Raw genomic sequence first — 22,156 nt, 5'->3', positions numbered from 1 at the left:
TTTCGTCAGCCCGGGCGGTGCATGTACCCGTGCATCATCATTGCAACCAATTCGTCGATCTGTTCTTCGCGACTCGGGCGTTCCCCGGGCGGGAAAACCCAGTCCCCGAACAGCACTACGGACAACACCATGCCCAGCGAGGCCGCAGTGGTGGAGTCCGGCGACTTGATGCCCCGGTAACCCTGCGCCTCGGCCTCACCCAGCACCGCCTCGCTCATCGCCACCAGGCCCTCGGTGAACTGCCGGCTGATCGACCGGGCCAGGTCGCCGAGCACACCCTCCTCGTGCGTCGCGGACACGAGCAATCGGAAGGATTCCTTGTGCGACTCCAAAGCGTCAAAGAATCCCACTACAAAACGGCGGGTCAACGCCTCTACATCCTCGGTGCCCGGCGGCACCGAGCGCCAGTGGGCAAAATGTTGGTCGAGAAAGTCGCGCAACGCACTCAGAATTGCAACCTCGAATAGTTCGGCCTTCGAGGCGAAGTGGCGGTAAAGCGTCGGGGCGTCCACGCCGGCGCGCTCGATGATCTGCGCGGTGGTGGTCAGTTGATAGCCCTGACGCTCGAATAACGCCTGGGCGGCTTCCAGCAACAACCGGCGGATCTCGGCGGACGAACGCCGGGGGGCGCGGGGCTTCGGCTGAGCACTGGCCACCGGACCGACAATACCGGTCGACGGCAACATTTCTACATCGCTATGAGCAATGTCGCGCCGTCCAATTGGTCGAGTACTCAACAAACTCCTCCACGGTTAAGGCGATATCAAAAACCGCCCGCGCGGCGCCGCCCATTCATTCATCTCAGATTAATCGCACAGCGTTACTTTAAAGTTCAAGCATACCGATCAGAGCCGCGCGACCACCGGCAACGCCCGCCGGGCGATGCAGTCCGCACCCAGCCGCCCGGTCAGCTGCGCGCGACTGCCGAGCAGTGCGGCCAGCACCCGGCCCCGGCGCAGGTACCAGTGGAACGAGTGCTCCCAGGTGAACCCGATGCCGCCCAGCACCTGCTGACAGTGCGTGTTCGCCACCTCCACCGCGCGGTTGGCCAGCAGCTTGGCCAGGCCGGCGACCAGCGGGCGGGGATCCAGCCACGCCTCGTGCACCGCCAGCTCGGCCACCGTGACCGAGGCGTGCACCTCGGCCAGCTTGTGCTTGACCGCCTGGAAGGAACCGATCGGGCGGCCGAACTGCTCGCGTGAGCGCGCGTGGTCCAGCGCCAACCGGAGCTGCTCGGCGACCACGCCGAGCAGCTCTTCGGCCAGCAACCGCTGCCCCACCGCGACCGCCTCCGCCCAGCTCTCCCGGGCCGGCGCGCCCACCGCCACCCGGTCCGCCCCGCGTAGCGCCTGCTCGCCCATCACCACCCGGCACAGCCCGAGCTCCGGATCCAGCCCGGTTACGGGTAGCCGGTCCAGCCCGGCCACCGGCACGGCGAGCAGCGCCGGGCCGTCCGGCAGCGCCACCGGCAGCACCGCCCGCTCGGCCGCGTCCAGCGCATCCAGTTGCCCGAGCGCGACCACCGAGCCGTCCGGCTCCGGCGCGACGAACCCGTCGGTGAACCCGTCCAGCCGGGGCAACAGCGCCGGCGGAGCCTGCGCGAGGTCCTCCTCCAGGCCCAGCGCCCGCGCCCCGAGCAGCGGGAACAACGTCGGCGACGTGCGCGGCGCCAGCCGGCCCTGCTGGCCGAACAACGCGCGCGCGGCCGCCCGCGGCTCCGCCGACCACAGCTCGAACCAGCCCAGCTCGTCCAGCGTGGCGAGCAGTTCCCCTCGGGGGGTGTCGTCGAGCACCTTGGCCACGGTGTCGGCCAGCATGCGCACTTCATCTGTGCTGATCATCAACGCTCCCTCGGGAGACCGAGGATCCGCTCGGCGAGGATGTTCCGCTGGATCTCGGCGGTGCCGCCGTAGATGGAGGACGCCCGGGCATACAGGTAGTCGGACCGCCAGGCGCGGTTGACCGAGCCGTCGCCCAGCAGTGTGTCGTCCGCGAGCAGCTCGAACGCCACGTCGAAGACGCCCTTCTCGGCGGTGGAGAGCAGCATCTTGTCCACCGAGGACTGGGGCCCGATCAGCTCGCCGGCCACCACCCGGCGGAACGTGTCCCGGGCGCGCAGCCGCAGCCCGTACAGCGTGGCGTACACCTCGCCGATCCGGCCGGCCGCCCGTTCGTCGATTCCCGGCTCGGCCAGCAGGTCGGACAGCCGGCGCAGCAACCAGGTCTGCCGCTGCCAGGCGAAAACGCCGCGCTCCGACTCCAGCACCGCCATGGTGAACTTGGCGCCCCCGCCGACCGCGCCCATGGTGCGCGACTTGGGCACGATCACGTCGTCGAAGAACATCTCGCAGAACTCGTCGGTGCCGTTCATCGCCCGCAGCGTCCGCACGTCCACGCCCGGCGAGTCCATGTCGATGAACAGCGCGGTGATCCCGGCGAACCCCTGCGCCTGCTCGCCGGTGCGGGCCAACACCACGCCGCGCTGGGCGAACTGCCCCCAGGTGGTCCAGATCTTCTGCCCGGTCAGCCGCCAGTGGTCGCCCTGGTCCACCGCGCGGGTGCGCAGCGAGCCGAGGTCGCTGCCCGCCTCCGGCTCGGAGAAGCCCTGCGCCCAGTACTCCTCGCCGGCCAGGAACCTGGGGAACATCTCCGCGCCCAGCTCGGGTTCGGCGAACTTGACCATGGCCGACCCGAGCACCTCGATCATGCCCATGGCGAACGGGTACTCGTAGCCCCGCTCGGTGAGCGCCTCGGCCAGCGCCCCGCGCACCACCTTGGAGCCACCCAGCCCGCCGACCTCCTCAGGCCAGCCCCGGCGCAGCCATCCGTGGTCGAACAGCAGCCGCTGCACCCTGCTCTGCGTGCGATGCTGCTCGTGGATGTCCTCGGGCAGGGTGCGCAGCGGCTCGAGGTCGGCCCCGTGCTCGTCCAGCCAGGCCGCGAAGTCCACCCGGAACTCGTCGTACTCCGCGCGCGCCGGCGCTGGCAGGGTCACACCTCGGACCATATAAGAAGTAACCACTAGCTTCAACCCGCCGCCGATTCAGTGCCTCCAGCAGAGTGATTCAGTCACTTCAGCACGGTGATTCAGTGCCTTCAGCACTGCCGGCTCGGTGACTTCGGTGCCACTCATGAGACCGAGGTGACCCCTCGGCGCCGAGCGGCACGAGATGCCGCGCCGACGCGACCGACCGCCTGACCGCGCCCGCCCCCGGCGGTCTCCGGAAGCGACCCGTGCTGAAGCAACCGAACCAGAGTGCTATAGGCACTGAATCACCCTGCTGAAGTGACTGAACCAGAGTGCTGGACGCACTGAATCAGGGTGGGGTGGGGAGCAGGGTGACCACGCCGGTGTCGCCGTCCACCTCGACACGGTCACCGGTGGTCAGGCGGCGGGTGCCGTCGCCGGTGCCGATCACGCACGGGATGCCCAGCTCACGGGCCACGATGGCACCGTGGCTGGCCGGCCCGCCGATGTCGATGACCAGCCCGTCGGCCAGCGCGAACAGCGCCACCCAGCCGGGATCGGTGGTCCGGCAGACCAGGATCTCGCCCTCGTCGAGCGGCTCCGCGCCGTCCGGGTCCAGCACCAGTCGCGCGCGGCCCCACACCCGGCCGGGCGCCCCGGGCATGCCCTTGATCTCCGCCCGCTCCTGGGCCGGAGCTTCCGGCGCCCGGCACGGCGACGGCACGCCGACGAAGCTGACCGGCAGGGTCATGCCCTGGTACTCCGCGTGCTGCTTGCGCCGCCGGCAGATCAGGTCCGCCCGCTCCGCCGACCATTCACCGGACAGCAGCTCGTCCCTGGTCAGGTAGAACACGTCGTCGGCCTCGGCCAGCCACCCAGCGGCGCACAACTGCGCGCCGACCCCGCGTGCGCCCGCCCGGTTGCCGTCCAGCGCACTGACGTAGGCGGCCTTGCCCAGCTCCAGGTTGCGCACCGCGGTCGCCGCGGCGCGCAACAACATCCGCACCATGACCCGGCCGAGCCCGCGCCGCCCCTCCAGCAGTTCCGCCTCGGCGCGCAGCCGGGCCTCCACCGCCAACCGCTCGCGCACCCTCGGCCGGTCGTTCTCCGCGCGCCGGCCGATCGCCCGGACCAGCGCGTCGATCCCGGACGGGTCCTCCCGCCAGGACCGGGCGCGCTGGTTGCCCTCGTTCGGCCCGTGGAAACCGTGCTCGCGGATGACCTCGTCCCGGGACAGCCGGCCCCGGGAGACCAGCCAGATGTCCTCGGCGATCAGCGTGTTGGCCACGTTGCCGTAGCCGGAGAGCAGCTGGTGCACCAGGTGCTCCTGCTGCCGCCGGGCGCACACCGAACGGATCATGGACTGCAACACCTGGAGCACCATGCGGGACCGCACGTGCGCCCGCATCAACCGGACGAACCGCTCGCCGGACTCCTCCATCAGCCGCCACGGGTCCCGCGTACCGCCGTCCAGCACCTGCGTGCGCCACCACTGCAGCTGCTCGGCGTACAAGTGCTCCAGGTCGGCGGTGTGCTGGGACAGCGTGCGCCCGCTCTTCCAGGCGATGACCGGGAACCGGCGGTACCGGTTGGGCACCGGTTTCAGGCCCGGCCGGACCATGCCGAACACGTCCCGCTCGAAGTCGTCGGTGGACCGGCCGGGGATGATGCCGATGATCTCCCGGGTGCGGTCCACGTTCACCGCCTGGCGGCCGAAGAAACAGCCGGTCAGCCGCTCGTTCTGGTCGACCGGCTGGTAGACCTCGGACGGCCCGAGCAACCCGAAGTCGCACCACGCGCCGCGCCCGCCGAACTCCAGCGCCCGGCTCCAGTAGGACCATTCCAGCGGGGCGAGCACCAACGGGGTGGCCTCGCTGACGTTGGTGAGGGTCCACCACCGGTCCGGCTCGGAGTCGCCCCTGATCGGGTCCGCGACCGAGCCGGCCATGAGGTACCTGCCCCTTCAGCGGCGGGGACTGCCCAGGAGTCCCGAGTTTACGGAAGGATATTCATGCGCGATAGCGTAGGAATTACGGCCGTCGGTTCAATGCAACGTTCAATTACATGATCGAGTAGGCCACTCTCCCACCAGCTCCCGTTTGACCACCTTGCCCACCGCGTTGGTGGGCAACGGCTCGTCCCGGACCCACCACCGCGAGGGCACCGCGAACCCGGCCAGCTCCTCGGCGGCGAACGCCCGCAGCTCCTCCGGGTCGGCCAGTTCTCCGGGCCGGAGCACCACCGCGGCGGCCACCTCCTCGCCGAGGTCGGGGTGCGCCAGGCCGACCACGGCCACCTCGGCCACCGCCGGGTGCGCGCGCAGCCGCGCCTCCACGTGCGCACTGGCCACGTTCTCCCCGCCGCGGATGATGATGTCCTTCTTCCGCCCGACCAGGTAGACCCAGCCGTCCTCGCCTTGTTTTCCCAGGTCACCGGTGCACAGCCAGCCGTCGGGGCGCACCCCGGCGTCCGACTCCGGCTGGCCCCAGTAGCCGAGCATCACCTGCGGCGAGCGCACCAGGATCTCCCCGCCCAGCGCGTCGTACTCCGGGTCGCCGGTCGGCTCGAAGCGCAGCTCGGCCACCGGCACCGGCCGCCCGACCGTGCCGGGGTTGGCCAGCATGTCTTTCCCCGAGGCGAAGGTCACCGTCCCGCCGGCCTCGGTCAACCCGTACACCGAGGCCATGCCCTTCGTCATGTTGGGGAACGCCCTGGCCGCCCGGCCGGCCAGCTCGGTGGGCACCGAGGAACCGCCGGCGGTCAGCGAGCGCACCGACGAGGTGTCCCGCTTGGACACGTCGGGGTGCTCGACCACCCTGGCCAGCATGGTCGGCACGCAGGCCCAGCTGGTGACCCGCTCCCGCTCGATCAGCTCCAACACCTGCCCGGCGTCGAACCGCCCTTCCACGAAGATCATCTTAGCCCCGGTCAGAAAACTCATGCCGAGGGCCTGGATACCGCCCACGTGGAACAGCGGCAGCGTGTGCAGGCTGATGTTGCCCTGGTAGTCGTCCGGCAGCTCGGGCGGCAGCCGGCGGCTCAGGTACATCAGGTTGTGCAGGTTGGCGATCACCGCGCGGTGCGGCAGCACCGCGCCCTTGGGCGCGCCGGTGGTGCCGCTGGTGAAGATCACCACGGCCGGGTCGGTCTCCGCACCGGCCTGAGCGGGCGGCTCGGGCGGGTCCTGGCGGCTGGTCACCAGGGTGGTGAGCGCGGCGGTGTCCACGGCGGGCACGCTGGCCGGGAGCCACCCGGCCAGCCGCTCGTCGGTGATCACCAGCTTGGGCGTGATCGCACCGATCGCGCCGGCCACCTCGGCCGCACTCCACCAGCCGTTGCCCAGCACCGCGACCGCGCCCAGCCGCAGCACCGCCCAGTACGCGACCACCCATTCCACGCTGTTGCGCGCATACAACAGCACCGGGTCACCCCGGCGCACCCCGCGCGCGGCCAGCTCACCGGCCACCCGGAGCACGGCGTTCTCGTGCTGGGCAAAGGTGAGCCGCAGTTGCCCCTGCACCAGGCACTCGCGGTCCGCCCAGCGTCGGCAGTCCCGGAGCAGCTCGGGCACCAGCCGACGCCGGTCCCGGTACACCCGCACCGGATACGCCCCGCTGTCGTCGACGACGACCTCCCGCCCCCAACCCGGCTCCATGGGCAAGGCAACCTCCCGCGCGAAGTGAGCAATCACTACAGACACTAGCCGGGCTCAGGCCATTTCAATACCCCACCCGCGAGTCGGGGATCTGGGTACGGCGAGTCGGGGATTCGTGCACAGGGCAGGCTCGTCGGCGACCTGTTCGGTCGGCGGCTCGGCTTTGCCGAGGGTCTAAACGGCCGGAGCTGGGTGGGCTGTTCAGCTCGGCCGTTACGTCCGCGGATACCCCGGGCGACGTGCTCGCCACCCTTTCGATCCGCGAGTTCCGGGCGTTTCGACCGATCCACCACGCAAATAACCTCGGGCAGATCGCGACCCATCACCCGACACCACCGGCCGGCACGGGCCGCCAAGCCCTCGGTCCGCACCCTCCGAGCCGTCGGTCAAGCCGACCCGCAGCCAACCGGAACCCCGCCGGCCCGGGCGAACGCGTACCCAAATCCCCCAACTCGCCGTACCTGGATCCCCGACTCGCCGTACCTGGATCCCCGACTCGCCGTACCCGGATCCCCGACTCGCCGTACCCAAAACCCCGACTCGCCGGGTAGGAACGCCCGGCTTGCCGAGGGGGCGGGGTCAGGGGCGGGGGAATTCGGTGGTGGGTTCGTCCCGGTGCTGGGCGCTTCCGCCGTTGACGCCGAAGCGCTGGCGCTCGGTGGGGCTGAGGCTTTCCACGATCGCGCGCTGGGCGCGATCGGGCAGCTCGTGCAGCATGCCCATCACCCGCTCCAGGCGCCGACCCACCGCCGCCCGGGTGCCACCGTCCAGCGGCAACAGCTGCGGCTTCATCGGCGGCACGGCGAACTTCGCCCCGCCCGCCTCGGCCGCCTGCTCGTCCGCGTCCTTCTCCTCCGACATCCCGATCGGGCCTTCCTTGCGCCCGTTCAGGAACTGCGCCACCACCGGGTCGTCGCTGGTGAGCAGCAGCTCACGCGGCCCGAACATGGCCAGGTGCTTGTGGTACATGATGCCGATGTTGTCGGGCAGCGTCTGGGCCGTGTTGATGTCGTGCGTGACGATCAGGAACGTCGAGTCGGTGGCCTGGTTCAGGTCCACGATCAGCTGGTTCAGATACGCCGTGCGCACCGGGTCCAGACCCGAGTCCGGCTCGTCGAACAGCACGATCTCCGGGTCCAGCACCAGCGCCCGGGCCAACCCGGCCCGCTTGCGCATACCACCGGAAATCTCCCCCGGCAGCTTCTTCTCGTCACCGGTCAGACCCACCATGGCCATCTTCTCGGCCACGATGTCCCGGATCTCGCGCTCGTTCTTCTTGGTGTGCTCACGCAGCGGGAAGGCGATGTTGTCGTACAGGTTCATCGACCCGAACAACGCGCCGTCCTGGAACAGCACACCGAACAGCTTGCGGATCTCGTACAGCTTGTCCGACTTGCACTTCACCAGATCGGTGTCGTGAATGAAGATCGAACCCTTCTCCGGCTTCAACAGCCCGATCAGGCACTTCAGGAACACCGACTTACCGGTACCGGACGGGCCGAGCAGAACGTTGATCTCTCCGCGCGGCATGGTGAAGGACACGTCTGACCAGACGTTCGCCCTGCCGAAGGACTTGGAGAGGCCCTGCACCTGAACCTCTACGCCAATACCCATCTGTGCGCTCCCGCGTGTCGGATACCGCTGGCCAAGTGGGCCAGGTGGGTGTGAGTCACCGCACCTTACCCTGAGTAGGTCGAAGTCGTCGCGCCCACGCCGGCCGGGGAACCAGCATGTATAGCGACATTCGTGACGCCGAACACTACCCCTTACCCGGCGGCGGGCTTCAACACCTCCACGGTGCCGGCGGTGCCGTCCACCCGGATCAGGTCACCGGTGCGCAGCAGGCGACTGCCGTCCTTGGTGTTCACCACGCACGGGATGCCCAGCTCGCGGGCCACCACGGCGGCGTGGGACAGCGCGCCGCCGATGTCCACGACCAGCGCGGACGAGATGAACATGATCGACGACCAGCTCGGGTCGGTGGTCGCGGAGACCAGGATCTCGTCGGGTTCCACGTCGTCGAAGTCCGGGTCGGTGACCACCCTGGCCAGGCCCTCCACCACCCCCGGGCTCACCCCGACGCCGGTCAGCGACTGCACCCGGGCCGCGCCGTCGTCGGCCACCGCCACCGGGATCGGCACCGGGCTGCCCACCCAGTGCTCGGGCAGCCGCACCGTCAGGTACTCCGCGTGCCGGGCCCGCCGCTTGGCCACTACTTCCTGGACCGCGGCGGTCGGCACAGCGCGCAGCTCCGCCTCGGTGAGGAAGAAGACGTCCTCCGGGTCGGCCAGCGCGCCGCGTTCGGCCAGCAGCACCCCCGAACGCCGGGCCGTCGCCCGCACCACGTCGAAGGCCTGCAGGAACGCCGTCTTGGACACCCCGCGCAACGGGATGGACCGGGCCGCGTTGGCCAGCAGCGCCTTCACCGCCGGCCGGGCCGCGGCCGGTACGGCGGCCAGGATCTCCCGTTCCAGGCGCAGCCGTTCCTCCCGGCGGGCGGCGTCGCGCAGGCGGGGGTCGTCACCGTCCGGGCGGCCGGCGTAGTCGCCGACCCGCTTGCGCAGCGGGCTGTCGTCCTCCCGCCACACCCGCCCGGAGAGCTCGCCCTCGGCCGGCCCGTGGAACCCGTGCTTGCGCACCACCTGGGCCAGCTCGATCTCGCCCCGGGAGGTGCGCCAGAGGTCGGCCACCACCTCGGTCTCCGGCACGCCGCCGTAGCCGCCGGCCAGCACGTTCGGGTCACCGATGCCGGTGCGTTGCGTGAGCGCGGCCAGTGCCTGATACATCGGCTGCACCGCGCAGAACAGCGCCATCGACTGCAGGTACACGCACCGCTTGAACTGCGCGGTCGCCTCGGCGAACACGGCCAGCGCCTCGGGCAGCGCCAGCGTGTTCGCCCGGCCGGTCTCCCGGGGCCAGAACGCCTCGCTGCGCGCCCGCGCCGCCTGGAGCCGTCGAGCGATGCGCGCCATCTGATACGGCACGGCCACCGCCACCACCGGGTACCGGCGCTTCGTGGGCCGGTAGTCGATGGTCTCCGGGGCCTCGCCGTACACGCCGGTGGCCACCTGCTGGCCGGTGGTGCCGGGCATCCGGTCGCCCAGCCGGGCCAACAGCTCCACCGACAGCGCGCCGCGCCCGTAGAACACCTGGCACAGCCGCCGACCACGCGGCGGCAGCTGGGACTCGGCGTGCGAGAACGCGCCCATGTCCCGCATGGACAGCCGCATGCCTTCCTCGATGGTCGGCCCCCACAGGCTCCAGCTGAGCGGGGTCTGGACGCCGGGCACCGCCTCGCCGATGTTGCCGGTGGTCCAGTGCAGCCCGGGGTCGCTCGGGTCGTTCAGCACGTCCCAGTCATCGGAAAACCCGCTCATCTCGACTCCGCCAGGGTGCCCTTGGCGGTGGCCGCCGGGTCCTCCGCGCGGGGCAGCACGCCCGCCGGGTCCCAGCGCACCGGCAGGTAGTCGAAGCCGTGCACCAGGAAGATCGGGTTGCGGGTGGGCTGCTTGGTCGGGTCCAGGGCCAGGTCGGGCAGCCGGCGCAGCAGCGTGGAGATACCCAGCGCCAGCTCGCGGCGGGCCAGGGCGGCGCCCAGACAGGAGTGCACACCCTTGCCGAAGGTCATGTGCTTGGACAGCTCGGCGCGCTCCCGGTCCACCCGGAACTGGCGCGGGTTGTCGAACACGTCGGCGTCCATGTTGGCGCTCGCGTAGACCGGCCGGATCTTCTGGCCCTTGCGCAGCCGGGTGCCGGCGACCTCGGTGTCCTCGGCGGCGGTGCGGCAGGTGCCCTCGATGGGGGCCATGAAGCGCAGGATCTCCTCCACCGCGGTGCCGATCAGCTTCGGGTTGTCCGCCAGCTTCCGGCGCTCATCGGGGTTGGTGCACAGCAGGTAGATGCCGTTGCACATGGCCGTGGCGCTGGACTCGATGCCGGCCCCGAGGAACTGGGAGACCGCGACCACCGCCTCCTGCGGGGTGAACCGCGAGCCGTTCTCGTCGGTCGAGGTCAGCACATGGGTGACCGCGTCGAACAGCTCCTCGCCCTCGGCCAGGCGGCGCGCCCGGTCCGGCCCCACCTCGGCCAGGAACTCGCCGATCTTGCCCAGCGACCACAGGCCCTTCTGGTAGGACTCGTCGTCGCCGCCGAAGGTGCCGATGATCGCCTGGCCCCACTCCAGGATCTCCGGCGAGCGCTCGATGGGCAGCCCGATCAGGTGCGCGATCATGCTGCTGGTGACCGGGAGGGCGAACTCCTCCATCAGGTCGATGGCGCCCTTGTGCGCGAAGCCGTCGATCAGGTCGTCGATGCGGACCTGGAGCATCGGGGCCAGCGGGGCGATGTTCTTCGGGGAGAACGCCGGCAGGCAGATCTTGCGGGACCGCCGGTGCGGGTCGCCGTCCGACCAGACCAGCATCCCGGTGCCCTCGACCGGGGTCATCCGCTCCGGCCCGGCCCCCTCGATGGACAGGAACTCGTCCGGGTTCTGCAGGATCCGTTCCACGTCGGAGTGTTTCAGGAACGAGTACAGGTCGGTGGTCGGGCCGGCCACGAAGGGGTTCTCGTTGATCTCCTTCTGCTCCGCCTCGCTGAACACGTGGTGGTGCACCGGGCAGTGCTGGCGCAGCGCGGCGAAGTGTGCCTCGATGTTCTGCTTGACCTGGGGCGAGCGCGGGTCGTACTCGGCCGGGTCGTAGGGCAGGCCGTCGAAGGTTCCCTGGTCGTACATCAGGCCTCCCCTTCCGAGCCGTCGGCCAGGTACCGGTCGAGGATGTGCGCGAAGTGCCGGATGCGGGACTCCTGGTAGGCGGAGAACGTGACGTCCTTCTTGCTGGCCCGCAGCCCGCGCTGCACGCGCGACAGGTTGCCCATGTCCTGGTTCAGGATCGGGCCGAGGGCCCCCAGCTCCGGGGCCTGCGTCCAGTCCGGCGAGTCGGAACCGGGCGCCGGGTCCAGCCAGTGGATCTCCGCCGTCGGCGGGTCGATCCCCTCCGGGCACATGCCCATGAGCATCACGTCCACGATGCAGGACATGTGGTTGTCCCCGTCCGGGCGGAACCGGTAGACGATGGGGAACCCGTCGCCGGCCCACGGGATGAAGTTGGGGAACAGCGCGTACTCGATGGCGTCGATCAGCTCGGTGTTGGACATCTTGGACATGTCCACGCCGTAGATCTGCTGGAACGTCTCCTTGTGGATCTCGCCGGCGACGTCCCGCGCGGTCTTGCCCTCGGGGATGTCCGGGGCCTCGGTCTGCAGGAACTCGGCGAAGGAGTCCACCACCTCCTGCTCGTCCACCGAGTCACCCAGGCTCGGCGACGGCACCGCGATCAGCGTGATCATCCGGTTGCTGTGCCGGTCGAAGACGTCGTACTGGGTGTTGTGGTCACCGGTGAAGTTGACGATCTGCGGGTGGGTGATGAACACGTGGTAGCTCTCGATGAAGGCCTCCATGGTGGCCTTCCAGTTGGCCGGCACCCGGGCCTGCACGTGCGCCGCCTTGAACCGGGTCTTCAGCGGCATCTCGCGGAAATGAGCGGGCAGGATCTCGCCCAGGTACTCGTCCAGGCTCGAGCTCTCGGGGTGCAGGTTGATGAAGACCCAGCCGTCCCAGGTGTCCACCTTCACCTCGGGCAGGTTGAGTTTGGCCTTGTCCAGCTGCGGGAAGTCCCAGGCGCAGGGCAGGTTCTTCATGCTGCCGTCCAGGTTCCAGGACCAGCCGTGGAACGGGCAGACGAAGCTGTTCTGGCTGCTCTTGCCCCTGATCAGCTGGGTGCCCCGGTGCAGGCAGCTGTTCACGTAGCCCTTGAACTGGTCCGGCCCGGTGCGCACCACGATGATCGACTCGTCCACGATCTCGTAGTTGAGCGCGTCCCCGACGTTCGGGATGTCCTCCTCCCGGCAGGCCATCTGCCAGACCTTGGACCACATCCGCTCCACCTCGAGCCGGTGGTAGTCGGCGGACAGGTAGCGCTCCCTCGGCAGGTCCTTGGTGCCGAAGTCCGCCGGCACCTCGGTGCGCAGCACGCCCGGGACCACCTGGTACTCCGCCTCGGTGGCCAGCACTTCCTGGGGGACGGCTCCGGAACTGCGCGCCTGGGTTTTCTGTGCCGCTCTCGGGGTGTCGAACGTGGTCATGGTGGGAGCCTCCGGTGTTGCCGCACGGGAACGCGGCACTCGGACGCTGTCGGTGTGTGCCGCGGCACAGTACGCTACGACCACTCTCACTAGGTAGCAAGTGCTTGCTTGAAGAGTCACGCTGTCCAGCGGTGCGGTGCCGCTATTTGGAGAGCGATGACTATCTAGGGACGGAGCCAGAGTATGACGCATCCCACACATCCCGCGCGCGAGGAGATCCTCCGGGTACGCCGCGAGTTCGAGCGCCAGGTGGCCGGGCAGACGCTCTGCTCGCGCTTTCTCTCCACCGTGGAGGCCCGGTCCGGGGAGATGTCCCTGCGCGGGCCGTCGGGTGAGTTCAGCTGGGATTCGTACGCGTCGCAAGTCTCGCTGGTGGCGGGCGGGCTGCGCCGGCTGGGGCTGCGCCGGGGCGAGCTGGTGGCCATCCTGTGCCGCAACCGGCCCGAGTTCCACTTCGTCGACGTGGGCACGATGTTCGCCGGCGGCACCCCGTTCTCGCTGTACAACTCCGCGCCGCCGGACCAGATCGCCTACGTGCTCGGGCATTCCGGTGCGGCCGTGGTCGTGGTGCAGGACCTGGACTTCCTGGAGCGGGTGCTCGCGGTGCGTTCCCAGCTGCCGGCGTTGCGGCACATCGTGCTGCTGACCGGCGAGGCCCCCTCCGCGGCGGTGACGCCGTTCGCGTCGTTGCTGGACGGCCCCGGGCTGGATCTCGCGGCGGCCGCGGCGTCCGTGCGGCCGGAGGACCTGGCCACGGTCATCTACACCTCGGGCACCACCGGGGCACCCAAGGGCGTCATGCTCACCCACCGCAACATCTGTTACGCGATGACCGTGCACTTCTCGATGATGGGGCTGGACATGGCCGGGCTGCGCCAGCTGTCCTACCTGCCGATGGCCCACATCGGCGAGCGGCAGATCACCCACTACTACCACCTGCTCGGCGGCACGGCGGTCACCACCTGCGAGAACATCGCCGACGTCGGCCGGATGATGGCCGAGGTGCGGCCCGAGTGGTGGTTCTGCGCGCCCCGGCTGTGGGAGAAGCTGCGGGCCGGGGTGGAGGCCTCGCTGATCGGCGACCCCTCGGCGCGGGCCGGGTTCGAGGCGGCGCTGGAGGTGGGGTGGCAGGTGCACTGCCTACGCAACTCGGGAGCCGAAGTGCCGTCCGACCTGGCCGCGCGGTGGTCCTCGGTGCGCGAGGAGGCGATCACCCCGGTGCTGCGCCGGCTGGGGCTGGCCGACATCCGGATGGCGATCACCGGTGCGGCCCCGCTGGCCCCGGAGACGCTGCGCTTCTTCATCTCGGCCGGGGTGCCGGTTTCCGACGTGTACGGGTCGTCGGAGACCACCGGGTTCATGTCCTGGGACCCGCACCACATCGTGTTCGCCACCTCCGGCCGGCCGGTGCCCGGCCTGGAGATGATGATCGCGGCGGACGGGGAGATCCTGGTGCGCGGGCCGTCGGTGTTCGCCGGCTACCTGCACGACCCGGAGAAGACGGCCGAGGCTATCACCGAGGACGGCTGGTACCACACCGGCGACATCGGCCGCTGGGACGACGACGGGAATCTGTCGGTGATCGACCGGAAGAAGGAGATCCTGGTCCCGCAGTCCGGGCACAAGGTGTCCCCGGTGCTGCTGGAGAACGGCATCAAGGGCGAGTGCCCGCTGATCGGCCAGGCCTGCGCGATCGGCGACGGCCGCCCCTACGTGTCCATCTTGCTGGTGCTGGACCCGGACTATGCCCGCGAGTGGGGGCGTTCCCACGGCCTGACCGACCTGGACCCGCCGGCGCTGGCCAAGGCGCCCTCGGTGCTCGCCGAGGTGGCGGCCGCGGTTGACCGGGTGAACGCCGGGCTGGCCCCGGCCGAGCGGATCAGGGCACACCTGGTGCTCGGTGACCCGTGGCTGCCGGACACCGACCTGCTCACCCCGACCGCCAAACTCAAGCGGCGGGGCGTGCACGCCCGCTACGCCGTCGAGATCGAACAGCTATACACGCAGGTAGGGTAGTTGAGTGAGCAATAACCCCAAGCCCCGGCGACGGCGCTCCACCGAGGAGGTCAGGGAGCTGACCCTGTCCACCGCGCGCGAGCTGTTCGCGGCGCGCGGCTACGCCGGTGCGACCACGCGGGACGTGGCGCTGGAGGCCGGGGTCACCGAGGCCACCATCTACCGCCAGTTCGGCTCCAAGGCCGGCCTGTTCGACCAGGCGGTGGTGGAGCCCTACCAGCGGTTCTGGACGTCGTTCACCGATCAGTGGACCACCGAGCTGCGGCAGCCCCGTTCCGGGAAGGAGGTGGTCCGCTCCTTCGTCGAGCTGCTCTACGACACGCTGGCCGACAACCGGGGCATGATCCTCGCGTACATCTGCATCACCCGGTTCCGCTCGCTGCCCTCGGAGAGCAACGGGCACGGCTCGGTGATCAGCCACGAGCTGCTCAAGATGGACGACTGGGTACGCCAGGCGTCGGCCGACCTCGGTTTCACCGACCTCGACAACCCGGTGACCGTGCGCTGCTCGTTCGCCATGGTGATGGGCATGGTGCTGCACGACGACCTGCTCTTCGAGCCCGGCCCCACCCATCCGTCCCGCGAACGCATCATCCGCGAGATCACCAACTACATGTACACCGCCCTATCAGCCCGCAACCCCTCCGACCCCACCCCCACCCCCACCTGATTCAGTGCCTTCAGCAGGGTGATTCAGTCACTTCAGCACACTGGTTCAGTCAACAGTGCTGACTGAATCGGTGTGCTGAACCCACTGAACCAGCGTGCGGAACCCACTGAATCGGCGGTGAGGGGGAGGGGTTAGCGGCCGCCGCGGAGGGACTCGCGGACGGTGGTCAGGAGGTCGCCGCGCTGGAGCAGGTCGTAACCGCCGCGCAGAGCGCGCGAACCGATCATCTCCACCGGCGGCGGGTAGCTGAGCAGGTCACCACCGAACTTGACCTTGAACTGGTCGGGGCCGGCCAGCGCGGCGCGGTCGGTGGGGCCGGGCGCGCGCAGCGCGGCGAGCGACTCGGGGCGGATGCCGCCGAAGTCGTAGGCGTGGTAGCCGTTCGCCTTGGCCCAGCGCATCGCCTCCCAGGTCATCGCGCTGCCCACGTTCAGGCTCTCCGCGCGCGGGTCGGCCCGGTCCAGGCCCCGGATGCGGCTCTTCAACACGCCACCGCAGCCGGTGAACAGCTCGGCGGCGACGGGCCGCCCCTCCACCTCGCCGATCAGCAGCACGGCGTGCCCGTTGAGGTTGGTGTAGAGCGCGCGCAGGTAGGACTCGGCGAACGGCGGGAACCCCTGGAACTTGGCGGTCGCCTCGGCGAGCAGGGTGAGCCGGGGCAGGTCCCGTTCGTCGCCGGTCCGGACGGTGACCCCCTTGCGCGGCCACTGGTTGGCCCAGGTGCGCAGCCGCCGGCTGAGCCGCGAGCGGAGCTGGTCCTCCGGCACCCGCAGGTCCACCCGGATGGTCTCGGCCGGCGCGACCCGGGCACCGCCGTCCCGGGAGAACCGGAAACCCCGGCGCAACAGCTCCAGCGCCATGTCCTCGCCACCACCCGGCGGCTGCACGAACAGCGCCACGTCCCGGCGGCCGATCGCCGCCAGCCCGGCGGCCAACCGCTCACACACCGATCGCCGGTCCCGCCCGGGCTCACCCGGCTCCCCCGGCTCGTCGACCAGCACCGGCCCGTACGGCAGATAGCCGACGCGCCCCAGCGGGCCGACCTTCTTGCGCAGCACCAACGCGCCGCCGGCCAGTTCCGCGCCCCGCCACACGTGCAGGTAGAGCGACTCGAACCCGGCCAACCGGCGCACCCGCGCCCACGCGCTGAGCTGGGTCACATCGCTGTCCCCCGCCGAGGCGACCAGCCGGTCCCAGCTAGCGAGGCACTCGTCGTCGGGCCGGTCCTCGAGGGTGATCGTCAACTGTTCGCGGACTGCCTTGTCAGGCACGCAGTTCCTCCTCCGCTGGACCGCGGCCCAGCGCTGTGGTCGTCCGGTTGGCGAGTTTGGCGGGTGGACGAACCCAGAAGGATAGGCCCAACGTGACCGGACCGTGACCTCGGCACAGCACGGCCAGGTGAATCGCGACCCCTCAAGGTATGTCGAATCCCTACAGTAGTAATCCTATCGTTCGCGACAGAAAGAGAGCACTTGCTGTCTAACGGCCGGCGGAGTAGAACAGCGCCATGACTCAGCCGGCCCTGCCCGAGGAGACCGACCTGCTGGTGGTGGGGTCCGGCGTGGCCGGGATGACCGGCGCGCTGGCCGCGTTCGCCGCCGGCCTGCGCACCGTGGTGGTGGAGAAGACCGACGTGCTGGGCGGCAACACCGCGCTCTCCGGCGGCCTGATGTGGATCCCGAACAACCCGCTACTGGTCGAGGACGGCGTCGCGGACTCCGCGGAGTGGGCGCACGCCTACCTGGACTCGGTGATCGACGGCGGCGGGGACCCGGGGCCGGCGTCGTCCAGGGAGCGCCGCGCGGCGTTCATCTCGCAGGGGCCGAAGATGATCGGCTTCCTGCGCGAGCAGGGGCTGGAGCTGGAGCGCTGCTACGGCTACAGCGATTACTACCCCGAGAACCCGGGCGGGCTGCCCGAGGGCCGCTCGGTGCGCGGCGCCACGTTCGACCTGCGCCGGCTCGGCCCGATGCGGGAACGGCTGCGCGCGCGGCAGCTGTTCCCCGGCGTGCCGATCCACATGGAGGAGGTCAGCCCGGCCGGCGTGGCCACCCGCACCGGACACGGCGCCGCCACCGCCGCCCGGATCGCCGGCCGGGCGCTGGGCGGGCTGCTGCGCGGCCGGCGGGTGGACGGGCTGGGGGCCAGCCTGATGGGACAGCTGCTGCTCGCGCTCACCAAACGGGGCATCCCCCTGTACACCGAGCTGGGCCTGCGTTCGCTGGTCTCACGCGAAGGACGGGTGACCGGAGCCGAGCTCGCCCGGCCGGACGGGACCACGGTGGCGGTGCGTGCCCGCGCGGTGCTGCTGGCCTGCGGCGGCTTCTCCCACAACGAGGCGATGCGCAAGGAGTACGGTCCGCACCCGTCCTCCACCGAGTGGACGATGAGCAACCCCGGCGACACCGGCGACGGCATCACCGCCGCGCAGGCGATCGGCGGCGCGGTGGCCCTGATGGACGAGGCGATCTGGATGGGCACCGGACAGCGCCCGGACGGCACCCGCGAGATGCACGTCTTCGACCGCTCCATGCCGCACTGCATCGTCGTCGACTCCTCCGGCCGCCGGTTCGTCAACGAGGCCACCGACTACTCGCGGTTCGGCCGGGCGATCTACGCCCGCCACGAACGGGTGCCGGCCGTCCCGAGCTGGTTCGTGCTGGACAGCCGGCACCGCAGGCGCTACTCACTGGGCGACATCCTGCCCGGCGTCACGCCCCGCTCACTGCTCGGCAACGGCTACCTGAAGAAGGCGAACACGCTGGAGGGGCTGGCCGCGGCGTGCGGCATCGACCCGGCCGGGCTGCGCGACACGGTGCGCCGGTTCAACGCGATGGCCGCCGCCGGCCGGGACGCCGACTTCCACCGGGGCGAGAGCTACTACGACCGGTACTTCTCCGACCCCCGGGTGCGCCCCAACCCGAACCTGGGGGCGATCGACCGGCCGCCGTTCTACGCGGTGCCGGTCTATCCGGGTGACGTGGGCACCTGTGGCGGCCTGCTCACCGACGAGCACGCCCGCGTGGTGAGCACCTCGGGGGAGGCGATCCCCGGCGTCTACGCCGCCGGCAACTGCAGCGCGACGGTGATGGGTCGCACCTACCCCGGCGCCGGCGCCTCCATCGGCGCCGCCGCCGCCTTCGCCTACATCGCCGCGAACCACCTGGCCGGTTCGGCCTCAGGTTCGGCCTAGCTGGTTCGACGCAACAGCCGGCGGGCCTGGTCCAGCGGGAGGATGTCCTGCTCCTCGCCGACCACGGTCCGCCCGTCGTAGGTCCAGTCGGCCATGGACCAGAACATCAGGATGTTCGCGTAGCCCTGCCACCACAGCCAGTTGCGCAGCCGTCCCTCCGCGCGCAGGGTGCGGCCGAGCTCGTCGGTGCCCTCCAGGTTCACGGCCAGCGGTCGGCCGCGCCCGTCCCGGGCCACCACCGTCCGGGTCGCGGCGACCAGCCGGCTGGGCACCCCGTCCCGCAGGTACCAGCCGAACGAGAGCGGGTCGGCGACCCCGACACCGGGGTCCTCCGCCCAGTCCAGGTCGCTGGCGGCGAACACGCAGAAGCCGCTGCGCCCGCCGTCACCGACCGCCGAGGCGAAGTTGCCGCGCGGGTTGCGCGCCGGCCGCCTGGTGCCCCAGGAGTGGTCGCGCAGGTACAGCGAGTCAACCTCGATGCGCTCGCCGGCCAGCCGCAGCTCGCCCCGGATCCGGCCGGGCTGGTTGTAGTGGCCCTTGCCCCAGCCGTCGCTGCCCGTCGGCATGTCCGAAGCGCCGGCCCGCCCGGCGGCTTGCGGCGGCGCGAGCGCTTCCCAGGTCAGCTCGGCCCCCAGCCCCGGCCCGTCGTAGTCCAGCTGGAAGGAACGCAACGGCTCGCGGCAGGCCACGGCCAGCCCGTTGGGCAACTTGAAGTCGAACATGTCCGCGCCGTCCGGCAGCGGCATCGGCTGACCCCAGTCGTAGTGCCGGCAGGTCCACGGGTACTCGCCGGTGGGATCCCACAGCGCCACGCCGCCAACGGTGAAGTTCATGTTCGGCCGGTGGTAGAAGTAGACCCAGCCGGTCATCGACCGCTCCGGCACGCCGAACCCGAACCAGGCGCTCTCGTTCCAGTACGGGTCGGGCGAGCCCGGGTGGAAGCTGTCGTCCTCGGGTCGGATCATGCCTCTCGCTCCCTTTGGCCGGCTTGTGTAGCGGGTACTCGCTACACAGACTAGTGTTTCGTCTGCCGCCGACGAAGAGGAGCCGGACATGAGCGAACCGGTGGAAACCGTCCGCCGTTACCTGGATGGCCTCAAGCGGCTGGACGCCGCCGCGATGGTCGCCGAGGTCGCCGAGGACGTGGCGCTGCTGCTGCCCTTCGCCCCGGAGGGCATGCCGAAGCGGATCGACGGCAAGGCGGCGTTCGAGGCGTTCCTCGCGCCGGTCACCGGCGGGCTGTGGCAGGAGATCGTCTTCCCCACCATGGACATCCGGGCCGAGGCCGACCCGAACCGGGTGATCGCCGAGTACACCTCGCGCGGCACCTTCGCCAACGGCCAGCCGTACGCGAACACCTACGCCAACCTGTTCCGGCTGCGCGACGGCAAGATCGTCGAAACCATCGAGTTCTTCGACCCGGTCGCGCTGACCCGGGGCCTGGCGCCCGCGCCGGCCGGAGGCTGAGCATGACCTACCGGACGCTGGCGATCACCCGTTTCGAGAACCACCCCGGCGTCGCCGAGCTGCGGCTGACCCGGCCGGAGGTGATGAACCGGTTCGACGCGGCGATGCACGTGGAGCTGACGGAGGCGATGGCTTCACTGGCCGACGACCCGTCGGTGCTGGCCGTGCTGCTGACCGCCGAGGGCAAGTTCTTCTCCGCCGGCGGCGACACCGAGCTGATGCTTTCGGCGGCGGCCGACCCGACCCGCCGGATGCAGCTGATCGACGAGGGCCGGCGGCTGTTCTACGCCTTCGCCGACTTCACGAAGCCGCTGGTGGTGGCGCTGCACGGGGACACCTACGGGCTGGGCGCCACCGTGGTCCTGCTCGGCGACGCGGTGGTCACCGCGCCGGACGTGAAGATCGCCGACACGCACGTGCGGATGGCGCTGGTGGCCGGCGACGGCGGCGCGGTGGTGTGGCCGGCGAACATGCCGCTGGCCCGGGCCAAGCGACACCTGCTCACCGGCGACCCGATGACCGGTGCGGACGCCCACGCCCTCGGCATCGTGAGCGACCTGGTCGCGTCACGTGATGAGGTGTACGACGCGGCGCTGGCGCTGGCGGTGCGGCTGGCCGAGCTGCCGCCGCTGGCCGTGCAGTACACCAAGCGGGCGCTCAACCGGCACCTGGCGCTGCGCGGCAACGAGGTGCTCGACCTGGCCTTCTACCTGGAAGGCGCGACGATGACCTCGCAGGACATGCTGGAGGCCATCGACGCCTTCAAGAACAAGCGCCCGCCAAAATTCACTGGGCGCTGACGCGCCCCCGTGAGTGGCGAGTGTCGCTATAGCGACACTCGCCACTCACGACCTATTCGCCGAGGCCCTTGACCCGCTCCGGCGGGCCGAGCTCGTCGACCGCTTTCGTGAGCTCGTCCACCGACCACCGGCCGTCGGTCTTGAGCTGCCAGTTGTCGTCCAGCTGCCACGGGCGGACGCGGTGCACCCGGCCGCCGCCGACCACGAACGACTCGCCGGTCAGCGGGCAGCCCGGGCTGGCCAGATAGGCCACGAACGGCGCCACATTGGCCGGGTGCCAGGCGTCGAACTTGCCCTCCTTGGGCTGGATCTGCTCCACCACCTTGCCGCCGATCACCTCGGTCAGCCTGGTACGGGCGCGGGGCGCGATCGCATTGGCCCGCACGCCGTACCGTTTGAGCTCCTTGGCGATGACCTGGGTGAAGGTGGACACGCCCGACTTGGCGGCGGCGTAGTTGGCCTGGGCGGGATTGGCGAACAGGCCCGACTCGCTGGTCGTGTTGATCACCGAGGCGGTTGGCTGGTCGCCGGCCTTGGACCGCTCGCGCCAGTGCTTGGCCGCCGCCCTGGTGACCAGGTAGGTGCCGCGCAGGCTGACCGCCACGACCACGTCCCAGTCCTCGGGCGTGACGTTGACCAGCACGTTGTCCCGGAGCACGCCGGCGTTGTTGACGAGGATGTCGAGCTTGCCGAACGCCTCGACGGCGGTGTCCACGATGCCTTGAGCGCCGGCCTCGTCGGCCACGTTGTGCGGGCTGGCCACCGCCTGGCCGCCGTTCTTCACGATCTCGTCGGCGACCTCCTGGGCGGGCCCGGCCGTCGCGCCGGTCCCGTCACCCCCACCGCCGAGGTCATTCACGACAACCTTCGCGCCCTCGGCCGCGAACAAGAGCGCATGCTCGCGCCCGATGCCCCGCCCGCCGCCGGTCACCACCGCAACCAGCCCGTCCAAACTCCCCACGCAACTCGCCTCCCCATCTCGACAGCTTTGAAGTGAACACTAACTTCACCTCTCACCCCGCGCCACCCCACCCCACATCGCGCCCCTCGCCCGCCCATATCGCTCCCTCCACCAGGCCATGTCGCGGATTCCAGCAGGCCACGTCGCGGATTCCACTGGTCGGCGCGGGCAAGCCGGCGCAACAGCGCCCGCCCGATGGCGGAAATCCCGCGACAACACCCTCACGCACCAGCGACATGGCCTGGTGGAATCCGCGACATGGCCTGGTGGAATCCGCGATATGGG

General features: G+C 70.4%; 17 protein-coding genes. 5 read left to right on the top strand and 12 right to left on the bottom strand.

Annotated elements, in window-relative coordinates:
- Positions 1-5: 5 nt before the first annotated feature.
- From ABEB12_RS03010 to ABEB12_RS02970, 9 genes are all read right to left on the bottom strand, one after another.
- Positions 6-686, bottom strand: a complete 681-nt coding sequence (locus ABEB12_RS03010) for a TetR family transcriptional regulator (protein WP_185058835.1) — start codon at positions 684-686, stop codon at positions 6-8.
- 159 nt (positions 687-845) lie between these two features.
- Positions 846-1,841: an acyl-CoA dehydrogenase family protein gene (locus tag ABEB12_RS03005; RefSeq protein ID WP_185058834.1), complete on the bottom strand. Its 996-nt coding sequence runs from the start codon at positions 1,839-1,841 to the stop codon at positions 846-848.
- Complete coding sequence (locus ABEB12_RS03000) at positions 1,841-2,995, bottom strand: acyl-CoA dehydrogenase family protein (protein ID WP_221497538.1); 1,155 nt, start codon at positions 2,993-2,995, stop codon at positions 1,841-1,843. Before ABEB12_RS03000 ends, ABEB12_RS03005 begins: the two co-directional genes overlap by 1 nt.
- A 322-nt stretch (positions 2,996-3,317) precedes the next feature.
- A complete protein-coding gene (locus ABEB12_RS02995; protein ID WP_185058832.1) occupies positions 3,318-4,916 on the bottom strand; it encodes a PEP-utilizing enzyme in 1,599 nt (532 codons plus the stop codon).
- Between the two features lie 108 nt (positions 4,917-5,024).
- Positions 5,025-6,623 (bottom strand): AMP-binding protein, encoded by a 1,599-nt coding sequence (locus ABEB12_RS02990; protein WP_185058831.1) that lies wholly within the window; start codon positions 6,621-6,623, stop codon positions 5,025-5,027.
- A gap of 579 nt (positions 6,624-7,202) precedes the next feature.
- Positions 7,203-8,231, bottom strand: coding sequence for an ATP-binding cassette domain-containing protein (locus ABEB12_RS02985; protein WP_185061091.1), 1,029 nt, complete (start codon positions 8,229-8,231; stop codon positions 7,203-7,205).
- Between the two features lie 158 nt (positions 8,232-8,389).
- On the bottom strand, positions 8,390-10,000 hold the full coding sequence (locus ABEB12_RS02980) for a PEP-utilizing enzyme (protein WP_185058830.1): 1,611 nt from the start codon (positions 9,998-10,000) through the stop codon (positions 8,390-8,392).
- Positions 9,997-11,355: a cytochrome P450 gene (locus tag ABEB12_RS02975; protein WP_185058829.1), complete on the bottom strand. Its 1,359-nt coding sequence runs from the start codon at positions 11,353-11,355 to the stop codon at positions 9,997-9,999. The genes ABEB12_RS02980 and ABEB12_RS02975 overlap by 4 nt, the downstream gene beginning before the upstream one ends.
- Positions 11,355-12,764 carry an SRPBCC family protein gene (locus tag ABEB12_RS02970; RefSeq protein WP_185058828.1) on the bottom strand — a complete coding sequence of 470 codons (1,410 nt, stop codon included), beginning with the start codon at positions 12,762-12,764 and terminating at the stop codon, positions 11,355-11,357. Before ABEB12_RS02970 ends, ABEB12_RS02975 begins: the two co-directional genes overlap by 1 nt.
- Before the next feature lie 183 nt (positions 12,765-12,947).
- On the opposite strand from ABEB12_RS02970, the gene ABEB12_RS02965 reads away from it, so the two are divergent.
- On the top strand, positions 12,948-14,780 hold the full coding sequence (locus ABEB12_RS02965; protein ID WP_185058827.1) for an AMP-binding protein: 1,833 nt from the start codon (positions 12,948-12,950) through the stop codon (positions 14,778-14,780).
- A 4-nt stretch (positions 14,781-14,784) separates the two neighbouring features.
- A complete protein-coding gene (locus ABEB12_RS02960; RefSeq protein ID WP_185058826.1) occupies positions 14,785-15,450 on the top strand; it encodes a TetR family transcriptional regulator in 666 nt (221 codons plus the stop codon).
- 131 nt (positions 15,451-15,581) lie between these two features.
- On the opposite strand, the gene ABEB12_RS02955 is transcribed toward ABEB12_RS02960, so the two are convergent.
- On the bottom strand, positions 15,582-16,721 hold the full coding sequence (locus ABEB12_RS02955; protein WP_185058825.1) for a GNAT family N-acetyltransferase: 1,140 nt from the start codon (positions 16,719-16,721) through the stop codon (positions 15,582-15,584).
- Positions 16,722-16,957: 236 nt separating this feature from the next.
- Between ABEB12_RS02955 and ABEB12_RS02950 the strand changes: the two genes are divergently transcribed.
- Positions 16,958-18,643, top strand: coding sequence for an FAD-binding protein (locus ABEB12_RS02950; protein WP_185058824.1), 1,686 nt, complete (start codon positions 16,958-16,960; stop codon positions 18,641-18,643).
- On the opposite strand, the gene ABEB12_RS02945 is transcribed toward ABEB12_RS02950, so the two are convergent.
- Entirely contained in the window at positions 18,640-19,608 is a 969-nt protein-coding gene (locus ABEB12_RS02945; protein WP_185058823.1) for a DUF7065 domain-containing protein, read from the bottom strand. The genes ABEB12_RS02950 and ABEB12_RS02945 overlap by 4 nt on opposite strands.
- An 88-nt stretch (positions 19,609-19,696) precedes the next feature.
- Here ABEB12_RS02945 and ABEB12_RS02940 point away from each other — a divergent pair, with 88 nt between their 5' ends.
- Both ABEB12_RS02940 and ABEB12_RS02935 read left to right on the top strand, forming a co-directional pair.
- On the top strand, positions 19,697-20,110 hold the full coding sequence (locus tag ABEB12_RS02940; protein WP_185058822.1) for a nuclear transport factor 2 family protein: 414 nt from the start codon (positions 19,697-19,699) through the stop codon (positions 20,108-20,110).
- 2 nt (positions 20,111-20,112) lie between these two features.
- Positions 20,113-20,910, top strand: a complete 798-nt coding sequence (locus ABEB12_RS02935) for an enoyl-CoA hydratase-related protein (protein WP_185058821.1) — start codon at positions 20,113-20,115, stop codon at positions 20,908-20,910.
- Between the two features lie 52 nt (positions 20,911-20,962).
- Here the strand turns inward: ABEB12_RS02935 and ABEB12_RS02930 are convergent, their stop codons facing one another.
- A complete protein-coding gene (locus ABEB12_RS02930; RefSeq protein WP_185058820.1) occupies positions 20,963-21,871 on the bottom strand; it encodes an SDR family NAD(P)-dependent oxidoreductase in 909 nt (302 codons plus the stop codon).
- Between the last annotated feature and the right edge of the window lie 285 nt (positions 21,872-22,156).

Origin of the sequence: Actinospineispora eucalypti, assembly GCF_039543365.1 — a bacterium.
Taxonomy (GTDB): domain Bacteria; phylum Actinomycetota; class Actinomycetes; order Mycobacteriales; family Pseudonocardiaceae; genus Pseudonocardia; species Pseudonocardia eucalypti.
The sequence above is the reverse complement of the archived record's forward strand: the minus strand, read 5'-3'. Positions and strand labels throughout refer to the sequence as shown.